At 40.8% G+C, this 9,405-nt stretch carries 13 protein-coding genes; 12 read left to right on the top strand and 1 reads right to left on the bottom strand.

Translation table 11 applies throughout. From position 1 onward, the window contains the following. On the bottom strand, positions 1-680 hold a 680-nt coding region (locus A3KS_RS24240; RefSeq protein WP_026395881.1), incomplete at its 3' end, for an HTH domain-containing protein. Between the two features lie 509 nt (positions 681-1,189). Between A3KS_RS24240 and modD the strand changes: the two genes are divergently transcribed. The 12 genes from modD to A3KS_RS0116695 all read left to right on the top strand — a co-directional run. Beyond that, positions 1,190-2,029, top strand: a complete 840-nt coding sequence (modD, locus tag A3KS_RS0116750; protein ID WP_026395880.1) for a ModD protein — start codon at positions 1,190-1,192, stop codon at positions 2,027-2,029. A 271-nt stretch (positions 2,030-2,300) separates the two neighbouring features. Further along, positions 2,301-2,819 carry a C-GCAxxG-C-C family protein gene (locus tag A3KS_RS0116745; protein WP_026395879.1) on the top strand — a complete coding sequence of 173 codons (519 nt, stop codon included), beginning with the start codon at positions 2,301-2,303 and terminating at the stop codon, positions 2,817-2,819. A 211-nt stretch (positions 2,820-3,030) separates the two neighbouring features. Continuing rightward, entirely contained in the window at positions 3,031-3,474 is a 444-nt protein-coding gene (locus A3KS_RS0116740) for a C-GCAxxG-C-C family protein (protein WP_341349857.1), read from the top strand. Between the two features lie 134 nt (positions 3,475-3,608). Beyond that, a complete protein-coding gene (locus A3KS_RS0116735) occupies positions 3,609-3,977 on the top strand; it encodes a NifB/NifX family molybdenum-iron cluster-binding protein (protein ID WP_026395877.1) in 369 nt (122 codons plus the stop codon). Between the two features lie 3 nt (positions 3,978-3,980). Further along, positions 3,981-4,283, top strand: a complete 303-nt coding sequence (locus tag A3KS_RS0116730; RefSeq protein ID WP_026395876.1) for a BMC domain-containing protein — start codon at positions 3,981-3,983, stop codon at positions 4,281-4,283. Continuing rightward, positions 4,280-5,134 (top strand): nucleotide-binding protein, encoded by an 855-nt coding sequence (locus A3KS_RS0116725; RefSeq protein WP_026395875.1) that lies wholly within the window; start codon positions 4,280-4,282, stop codon positions 5,132-5,134. Before A3KS_RS0116730 ends, A3KS_RS0116725 begins: the two co-directional genes overlap by 4 nt. Further along, positions 5,112-5,984 (top strand): ATP-binding protein, encoded by an 873-nt coding sequence (locus A3KS_RS0116720; protein ID WP_026395874.1) that lies wholly within the window; start codon positions 5,112-5,114, stop codon positions 5,982-5,984. The genes A3KS_RS0116725 and A3KS_RS0116720 overlap by 23 nt, the downstream gene beginning before the upstream one ends. A gap of 51 nt (positions 5,985-6,035) precedes the next feature. After that, positions 6,036-6,395, top strand: a complete 360-nt coding sequence (locus A3KS_RS0116715; RefSeq protein ID WP_026395873.1) for a NifB/NifX family molybdenum-iron cluster-binding protein — start codon at positions 6,036-6,038, stop codon at positions 6,393-6,395. A 255-nt stretch (positions 6,396-6,650) separates the two neighbouring features. Beyond that, complete coding sequence (locus A3KS_RS0116710; protein ID WP_026395872.1) at positions 6,651-7,019, top strand: NifB/NifX family molybdenum-iron cluster-binding protein; 369 nt, start codon at positions 6,651-6,653, stop codon at positions 7,017-7,019. 38 nt (positions 7,020-7,057) lie between these two features. Further along, on the top strand, positions 7,058-7,423 hold the full coding sequence (locus A3KS_RS0116705) for a DUF134 domain-containing protein (RefSeq protein ID WP_026395871.1): 366 nt from the start codon (positions 7,058-7,060) through the stop codon (positions 7,421-7,423). Positions 7,424-7,474: 51 nt separating this feature from the next. Further along, entirely contained in the window at positions 7,475-8,368 is an 894-nt protein-coding gene (locus A3KS_RS21730) for an Mrp/NBP35 family ATP-binding protein (protein WP_084505054.1), read from the top strand. A gap of 303 nt (positions 8,369-8,671) precedes the next feature. Beyond that, on the top strand, positions 8,672-9,405 hold a 734-nt coding region (locus A3KS_RS0116695), incomplete at its 3' end, for an IS256 family transposase (RefSeq protein WP_026395870.1).

The following is a 9,405-nucleotide window of genomic DNA, read 5'->3' as shown; positions in this document are numbered from 1 at the left end:
ACTAAATGGAAGTCTTGTTCCAAGACCATTTTTATTGAACGGGATCCTTTTTTATAGCCGCGATGACTGATTGCCTTTAGAATTAATCCGTTTAATTCCAAATCTTTCTTTTCCCGGTGATAACGCTTGTCAGTTGAGTTCAGATAATGATAGTAACCAGATCTTGACACCAAGGCTACTTCACACAAATGTCTAACCATATTTTTATAATTGTATTTTAAAATGATTTCCTGGATAANTTTAAAAACTAAAGAAGTGGCCAATTTACCCTTTTTCACCTGCCTTTCTTGCCGCTCGATTTTTTTTAATAGNTCTGCCTCAGCTTTCCAATATGCAATTTCAGCATCCTTTTTTGCAAGTAATTCTTCATTCGTTAATTCTCGTTTCAATGGACGTCCGCTACTAAATTTCCGAGTGTCTTTTAATCCCATTTCTCCATTATCTTGATAGCTTTTCCGCCATCGTTTACTGCAACTCCAGATTCTATCCATGCCAACGACTTCAGCATCAAAACCAGCATCTTCAAAAATTTCATACGGCCGTTTCCCCATATTATATTCCGATACAAAAAGCAACTTAAACTGATCTGTATAAGTTATACCTTTGCTGCTTACCTTCCTAACATATTTATTTTTTAATAAGATTNTTATTTCCGAATCAGAAAACAGCTTTTTACTCATTGAATTCACACTCCTTTGAAATCATTGTACAAAAAAGGAACCTATTTGAATAGACTTTTTTAGTGTCCATTCTATAGGTTCCATTTTAGATTTTCACCGCGTTTCTTTTGTAAATGCTATTTTTACATTCATTATAGTCTATCCGCTTTCCTAATCAAGAAGTTATTATATGTGAATGACGATGAAATAATTATGCTAAAAAGTAGGGTGAATGGTGAAAAAAGGATTCGTTATAAGCTTAGGTTTGAATTTCAAATTAAAGAATGAGTACTTGACATATGCCCATAACTTATTATATAATCCGAAAAAATATCTAAACACAACAAAACAATACAAAAATAAAGAAAAGAGAAGAGTGGTGATGAAGTTTAAAAATGGCTAGTGCATTATTGGCAATGGGTACGATTGTATTTGATGAGTAGATTATCATCGCCGATCATATCAAAGATAGCAGCGAAAAAATAGAAGGTAAAGCATTTAAAATAATCATTTGAAGTGGAGGAACAAAGATGTCATGTATTTCCATCAATGAGATCGACCAGTTAATAAACGAGGACGTGCCCTATATTGATTTAACCAGTTGGGTTTTAGGGGTCAGGGAACAGCCCGGGAAAATTTCTTATTTTACCCGGGAAGATGCGGTTGTCTGCGGTACTGAAGAAGTCAGTGTAATCTTTGAACGCTTACATATCAAAACAGAATTGATGGTTTCTTCTGGGCAGAAAGTCTGTGCCGGTGATGAACTGATCATTGGTACGGGCCGGGCCGAAGATTTACATAAGGCCTGGAAGGTGGGCCAGAACATTCTCGATAATTGTTCCGGAATCGCCACTAAAACCCGAAAAATGGTGGACATGGCCAAGCAGGTAAGCCCGAACACGGCGATCTTGACAACCCGGAAGGGATTTCCTGGAACCAAGGCATTGGCGATTAAGTCAATCATGTCCGGTGGGGCCATGCCCCACCGGTTGGGCTTATCGGAAACCATTCTGGTGTTTAAACAGCATCTGAGTTTTATTGGTGGGTTTGATGGCTTGTTGAAAAAAATGCCAGAGCTGAAAGTTGAATGCTGCGAAAAGAAAATTATTGTCGAAGCCACCACCCTGGAGCAGGCAAATGTTCTTTGTCGAGCCGGTGTCGATGGAATCCAGTTTGATAAACTGACGGTGGAAGATCTAACCGTTGCGGTTAAGCAGCTACGCAATGAATTTCCTGGTGTTGTGCTCCTGGCGGCGGGCGGCATCAATGAAACAAATATTACGGCTTATGCCAGCACCAAGGTCGATGGCATCGTGACAACCTGTCTGTACAGTGCCAAACCCATTGACGTTGGGGTCAAAATTCAATAAATAGCGACAAGTTTAAAGATATCATGAAACGTCGTGTATTAAAAAAACTACCGGGATTAAATTTCGGTAGCTTTTTTAGTTGGATAATTTGCACATCCAAAGAGAAACTGGATTTAGATCGTGTAGCTCAAAAAAAAACGAGTTATTAGGATAGAGAATGAGAATATTTATTGACATATGCTATTTATAGATTATAATATTTTTATAAATAGCATATGTCAATAATGATATATAGAATGAAAAATATTTTAGATCAGAGAGGTAATCGGATATGGAAGATAATAAGAGTCAATTGGTCAATGATTATGCGATTGAGAATTTCAAGAGTGGTTTAAATTGTGCAGAAAGTGTATACGATGCATTATTACGTGCGGGCGTTTTGGATGTTCCCCGGGAAACGATCGCGATGTGTACTGGTTTTGGTGGCGGCATTGGACTTGTTGGCGAAACCTGTGGTGCGTTATCAGCAGCCGTTATGGCAAACAGTGCGGTCTATGGTCGCAAGGATCCCTGGAGCGTCGATGCTGAGATTCGTGGCCCTGAAGTCGGACAAAAATATTATCGCCGTTATAACAATCTGGTCAGTGAATTTTGTGAAGCCAATGGTTGGGCAACCTGTCGCGATATCTGTGAGCCATTTGAAGATTGGAATGGAAAAGACCGCCGGGTGCACTGCATGAAAATGGTGGGAACAACGGCCCAATTAGCTTATAAATATCTGCGAATCCCACAAGAAGAAGCCTTTGAGATGCCTTATGGCGAAAAAATGAGTGATAACAAAAATAAGTAAGTGCTGAGAAACGATCATGTTATGTAAAAACTAATGATTAAATTCACTCAGTATTATTCGGTCATAATTTATATTGTGAAGCAGCAGGATATAAAAGTATGTGCTTGTTGAGAAAAAAGGATTAATAAAAATGGGAAAAGAAGATCGACAATATGAAAATAAGGGGTCTTTTTCGGATCATGATATAAGCGAAAAGCATGCTGAGTTGGCGATGGATTTATTCCGAAAAGGTTATAATTGTTCCCAATCAGTTTTTCTTGCTTTCTGCGATGAGTGTGGTCTGGACTTTGACATCGCCGCCAGGTTAAGCTCATCCTTCGGTGCCGGAATGGGAAGACTGCGCGAGGTATGTGGTGCGGTAACCGGGATGTTTATGGTGGCAGGACTACTTTATGGCTACACCGATCCGGAAGATCAGAATGGTAAAGCTGAGCATTATGAGCGGATTCAAGTGCTTGCGAAAGCGTTTGAAGATAAAAACCAGACCATTATCTGCAGGGAATTATTAGGGCTTGAAGAAGGCAAGGACAGCCCGGTTCCAGCGTTACGGACGGCAGAATATTATCGGAGTCGTCCATGCGAAGATTTGGTAGGCATGGCAGCAGCGATGATCGAAGAATACATCGCAGTACAAAAATTGCAAAATCAGGAATGATACCATACACGAAGCTGGCAAAATCGGGAGCTTAATGCGAACAATTAAATTCAAATAGTTATTGACATATGTTTTTAATGAGGTATAATAGTAACTATTAAAGACATATGTCAATAATGAACAAGGAGAAATTAATGAAAATTGCTATTCCCGCCGATGAAAAAGTTTTGGCTAGTGATGTGTGCATGTCTTTTGGACGGGCACCATATTTTTATATCTATGAAACACTGACAAAAATGGGTGACTTCATTGAAAATGAAGCGGCCAATAGTCCTGGCGGAGCTGGTGTTAAAGCGGCCCAGATCGTTGCTGATAGTCACGCCGATATTTTAATCACGCCCCGATGTGGAGAAAATGCCGCAGAGGTATTTAAAGCGACAGCGTTACAGATCTACAAAAGCAAAAACGGTTCAATCTCAGATAATCTTAACGCCTATCTTGATGATAAACTAAGTAAATTGGAGAACTTCCATGCCGGTTTCCATGGCGTTGGCGGAAACTAAGTTATGAAAACGCAATTGATTAACGGGGTATCTCAGGGAACCCTTGGCATTATTTCGCGTAAAGTCGGCGATAAAAAAATCGTCGAGCGAATTCTAGAAAATGAGTTTACGGCAGTTGGTTTATGTCAGGGTGATGTGGTCAGAATGCTGGTAGCCAGTGATATTGCCGAAAAAACTTCAGACGTTGTTGTTACTGAAATATCAGGGGTTTGTCCGCAACATATAATTTGTCTGGCGATCCTGGGTGACGTAACATCAGTGGAAGCAGCCCTGGCAACCATAGAAAGTAGGTTGATGATTAAGTGAAATTTGCAGTGCTCAGTGGCAAAGGTGGAACTGGGAAGACTTTGGTGTCGGTCAATCTGGCAGCAGTGGCCAAAGATTCCGTTTATGTTGATTGCGATGTGGAAGAACCAAACGGTCATTTGTATTTTAAACCCACAGAGATAGAAACTGAAACAGTAGCTATTAAAATTCCGATCGTTGACGAAGATCTTTGTCTGGGCTGCCGGAAATGTGTAGACTTTTGTAAATTCAACGCCCTCGCCGCCATTGTCAACAAGTTACTTGTTTTTGATGATATTTGTCACTCATGCGGGGGTTGTATCATGCTTTGTCCAAGCAACGCTTTGACCGAAAAGGACAAGGTCATTGGAGAAATAAAAACAGGTATTTCCGAAGAGGTCAAGGTGATTTCCGGTATTTTAAATACCGGTGAAGCATCGGGAATACCGATTATCAAAGATCTGATGAAAAAAACAGCCAATGAAAAAAGAATGACATTGATAGACTGTCCTCCGGGCAGTGCATGCATTGTCATGGAAAGTATTCAAGATGCGGATTATTGTATACTGGTAGCAGAACCGACGGTTTTTGGCCTGCATAACCTTCAACTGGTTTTGCAGCTCGTTAAGCTTTTTAATAAACCTTATGGTGTCGTTATTAATAAATGTATGGAAAGTGAAAATCTGATTCAGACGTTTTGTATTGAAAATAAAATTAAGGTGTTAAGTAAAATTCCGTTTGAAAGTGACTTGGGAGCGATTAATTCCGATGGTGAAATTGCGGCCAAAAGCGAAAAATACAATGGATTATTTTCCGAGTTGCTACAAGCAGTCGTTAAGGAGGTAGAACATGAAACAGTTACTCATTCTTAGCGGTAAAGGCGGAACTGGGAAAACAACCCTGGCCAGTGCATTTATTAAAATGGCGCAGGCAAAAGTTTATGCTGATTGTGATGTGGATGCCCCAAATTTACATCTTGCTTTAAATCATTTGAGCCAACCAAAGAGAAATGATTTTTATGGGATGCCGAAGGCGGAAATCAATCAGACGTTGTGTGCAAAATGTGATCGATGCATCGAAAATTGCCGCTTTGATGCAATATCAGCGGATGATGATGGCTATCACGTGGACCCCTTTGCCTGTGAAGGCTGTGGTGTTTGTGAAATGATTTGTCCGGTTCGGGCGATCAGCTTAAAACCGCATATTGCCGGTGAGTTGATGCTTTATCATGAAGATGTCGTTTTTTCAACTGCTCAGCTCAAAATGGGCAGTGGGACATCCGGAATGTTGGTCTCGGAAGTTAAAAAGCAAATGAAATCGGTTGAGATTGGTGCTGATCTGGCCATTATAGACGGATCACCAGGAATCGGCTGCCCGGTGATTGCTTCGATCAGTGGGGTGAATATGGTGTTGATCGTTGCCGAACCATCTGTTTCCGGAATCAGCGACATGGAGCGCATTATTAAGACAGCCCAGACTTTTCATACAAAAACCGTTGTTTGTGTGAACAAATACGATACAAACCTGAAAAAAACAGAAGCGATTAGGGCATATTGTAAAGAACAGGACGTTCCCTATATGGGTAACATTCCCTTTGATGAAAATGCTGTTAAAGCCATCAATCAGGGCTTGACGATTGTGGATACCGTTTGTGAAGCCGGTTTGGCCGCCCAGGAAGTATTTAACAATACGATGCAAATATTGTTACAAGTGAATACTTAAGTAAAATTATAAGAAAAAATTGAACAAAATTAAAAAGAAAACGGAGAAGATATAATGAAAATAGCAGTAGCTAGTGATAATGGTATGGTTTCAGGACATTTCGGACATTGTGAGAGTTTTATAATTTATGATACAGTAGATGGCAAGATAGTTAAAACCGAAGCGGTTTCCAATCCCGGGCATCGACCAGGATTTTTACCAGTTTTCTTAAATGACAAAGGTGTCAATGTGATCATTTCCGGCGGTATGGGTGGCGGCGCAGTGGATATTTTCAATGAGAAAAATATTGAAGTGATTACCGGAGCACAAGGCAAGGCAGAAGACCTTGTCAACAGTTATCTTTTAGGCGAACTTAAATCGACGGGATCAGTTTGTCACGAACACCAACATCATGATGAGTGTGGTGAATAAATAAAGTTGTTTGATTAAAATAAGACGATCTACATTGAGATCCTTGCTTCAATGGGCATATGCAGATCGAAAAAGAGGGCATGCACCACTTAATTGATATTAATTGGTGCATGTTTATTGTTGTATCTTAAGAAAGCAGTCGGGAAATAAATATAATTATTGACATATGCTATTCATGTATTATAATATTTTCGTTGTTAGCATATGTCAATAACTATGCAAATAAACAAAACAAATATAATCGGAGGTATTATTATGAAGATTGCATTACCGACTCGAGAAAATTTAATTGATGGCCATTTTGGTCACTGTGAGTATTATACTGTGTTCACTATTGATGATAGCAGCAAAGAAATACTAACTCAGGAAACTCTTGCATCACCGGCCGGCTGTGGCTGTAAATCCAATATTGCCACAACCCTGGCAGAAATGGGTGTAAGTCTTCTGCTGGCTGGCAATATGGGTGAAGGCGCGGTCAATGTATTAAGTCGATCCGGGATTGAAGTGGTTCGGGGCTGCTCGGGAGATGTCAAAGAAGTGGCTTTAAGCTGGCTGGCCGGAGCTGTAATGGATTCCGGAGAAATGTGCCATGCCCATGAAGAAGGACATGAATGCCAGCACTAGGTTTCAGAATAATCAATTTTGACAAGGAGTATTAATCGATGTCCAGACCGGTAAAATGGAAAAAAGTCTGTTGTCTGCCGGAAACGGATTTATTTGGACCCCTCAATGCTAAAAATACAGAAGATGGTATCATTACGATGTCGGTTGAGGAATATGAAACCATCCGTCTGATCGACCTGGAAGGCCTGCTTCAGGAAGAGTGTGCCGAAAGTATGCATGTCGCGCGAACAACAGTTCAAAAAATATATAATGATGCCCGTAAAAAACTGGCGGATGCGTTAGTGAATGGCAACGTCTTAAAGATCGAAGGCGGAAATTATAAATTGTGTGAAGAAGGTCAAGAAAACTATGGCTGCAGCCGCTGCCGCAAACGTCGGGCAAATGCGCATTGTGATAAAGCATAGCTTTAAGATAAAGAAGATCAATAATTCAAACGATGAAAGAGGAGAGTTTTTATGAGCGAAGATTGTAGTCAATCCTGTGGATCTTGTGGTGAAGAATGCGGAGATCGAAAAGTTGATTTTTCAGAGCAACCACACGAGTTAAGCAGAATCAAAAAAGTAATTGGTGTCGTCAGTGGTAAAGGTGGGGTTGGTAAATCCATGGTAACCTCGCTGATGGCGGTAAGCATGAAGCGGCAGGGATATAATACCGCCATTCTTGATGCGGATATTACCGGTCCATCGATTCCCAAAGCCTTTGGCATCAAAGAAAAAGCCATGCCCACTGAATTAGGACTGTTCCCGATATCCAGTAAAACCGGGATTGAGATCATGTCCATTAATTTGTTGCTGGAACATGACACCGATCCGGTTGTCTGGCGAGGGCCAGTGATTGCCAACACCGTTAAACAGTTCTGGACCGATGTGATCTGGGGCGATGTGGATTATATGTTTGTCGACATGCCGCCGGGAACCGGGGACGTACCATTAACAGTATTTCAATCGCTGCCGGTGGACGGGATTATTATTGTCACCTCACCTCAGGAACTGGTTTCAATGATCGTTGCCAAAGCGGTTAAGATGGCAAGAATGATGAACATTCCGGTTATCGGTCTGGTCGAAAATATGTCCTACTTCGAATGTCCGGACTGTGATAAAAAGCACTATTTATTTGGCGAAAGCCGGATTGAAGAAGTGGCGAAACAGTATGGCATCGATGTCGTGGCAAAAATGCCGATTGATTCATCCCTGGCTGGTGCCTGCGATAAAGGGCTCATTGAATTGTTTGAAAATAATTGGCTGGATCACATCGTGCAAACGCTGGAAAAGAGTGAGAAAGTTGATGAGTTGTTTTCGCCAGAATTTGTCGGACATGACACATTGAATCATCAGGGCAACCGAGTCTAGAAAACATTTTCATAAGACATCGAAAAAAGGTGAAACTAGTTATTGACTAATGTTATTAATTAGGGTAAACTACCGTTAGATTAATCGTATTGAATAAAAATAAGCCAATGAGGCATTTACTCCTTGAAAGGAGTTGTGCTTTGTTGGCTTTTTTTGTTGAAAATTTTGAAAGAAAACATGAAAGTAGGTATTGTTATGAATCATTCGAAAATCAAAAATCTCGTTGGTACAGAGACCGTTTCAAAAATTGTGTAAACCTCGTGGTTGATGTAGAATAAATACATTAGCCAGGAGGTTTTTATTATGGCAAGAAGAAACGAAAGTAACGAAGAAAAGAATCGTCGGAAATTAGTGGAAAGTTTTTTAAGTGAAAATCCCATCAAAGATCCAAATGATATCCAGGAACTGATGAAGGAAATGATGCGCCAAGTGCTGGAAGGCGGTCTCACCGCTGAATTGGATGACGAACTGGGTTATACCCGCTATGATTATCGAAACAAGGAAACNGAGAACAGCCGGAACGGCTATTCNAAGAAAACAGTCCATACCAGTCTGGGTGATATGGAAATTGATGTTCCCNGAGACCGGAATGGGGAGTTTGAACCCCAATTGATGCCGAAACACAAAAATACCCTNACTCAGGACATTGAAGCAAAAATCATTTCCATGTATGCNAAAGGNATGACCACCGGCGATATTGAGACGCANATTAAAGATCTCTATGGGATCGAGATGTCCGATAGTACCATCAGCCGGGTGACAGATAAGATCCTGCCAATCGCTAAAGAATGGCAGAATCGGCCATTGGAAGAAATCTACGCCGTCGTTTTTATGGATGCGATTCATTTCCATGTGCGAAGCGAAGGCCAGATTATCAAGAAAGCCGTTTATATCGCCATCGGGATCAACATGGATGGGTGCCGCGATGTGCTGGGTTTATGGATTGGGGAAAATGAAAGTGCCAAATTCTGGCTTTCNGTCATGAATGGNTTAAGAAATCGTGGTGTCGAAGATATTCTGATTGCCTGTGTGGATGG

It is taken from the genome of Acetobacterium malicum subsp. dehalogenans DSM 11527, from assembly GCF_000472665.1.
Classification (GTDB): domain Bacteria; phylum Bacillota; class Clostridia; order Eubacteriales; family Eubacteriaceae; genus Acetobacterium; species Acetobacterium malicum.
Note: the sequence above shows the minus strand (reverse complement) of the source record. Positions and strands in the feature narration are given on the sequence as shown.

Excerpts from the sequence above, each read along its gene's own strand:
- modD (WP_026395880.1), top strand. The coding sequence starts at position 1,190 with ATGTCATGTATTTCCATCAATGAGATCGACCAGTTAATAAACGAGGAC.
- A3KS_RS0116745 (WP_026395879.1), top strand. The coding sequence starts at position 2,301 with ATGGAAGATAATAAGAGTCAATTGGTCAATGATTATGCGATTGAGAAT.
- A3KS_RS0116740 (WP_341349857.1), top strand. The coding sequence starts at position 3,031 with ATGGATTTATTCCGAAAAGGTTATAATTGTTCCCAATCAGTTTTTCTT.
- A3KS_RS0116735 (WP_026395877.1), top strand. The coding sequence starts at position 3,609 with ATGAAAATTGCTATTCCCGCCGATGAAAAAGTTTTGGCTAGTGATGTG.
- A3KS_RS0116730 (WP_026395876.1), top strand. The coding sequence starts at position 3,981 with ATGAAAACGCAATTGATTAACGGGGTATCTCAGGGAACCCTTGGCATT.
- A3KS_RS0116720 (WP_026395874.1), top strand. The coding sequence starts at position 5,112 with ATGAAACAGTTACTCATTCTTAGCGGTAAAGGCGGAACTGGGAAAACA.
- A3KS_RS0116710 (WP_026395872.1), top strand. The coding sequence starts at position 6,651 with ATGAAGATTGCATTACCGACTCGAGAAAATTTAATTGATGGCCATTTT.
- A3KS_RS0116705 (WP_026395871.1), top strand. The coding sequence starts at position 7,058 with ATGTCCAGACCGGTAAAATGGAAAAAAGTCTGTTGTCTGCCGGAAACG.
- A3KS_RS21730 (WP_084505054.1), top strand. The coding sequence starts at position 7,475 with ATGAGCGAAGATTGTAGTCAATCCTGTGGATCTTGTGGTGAAGAATGC.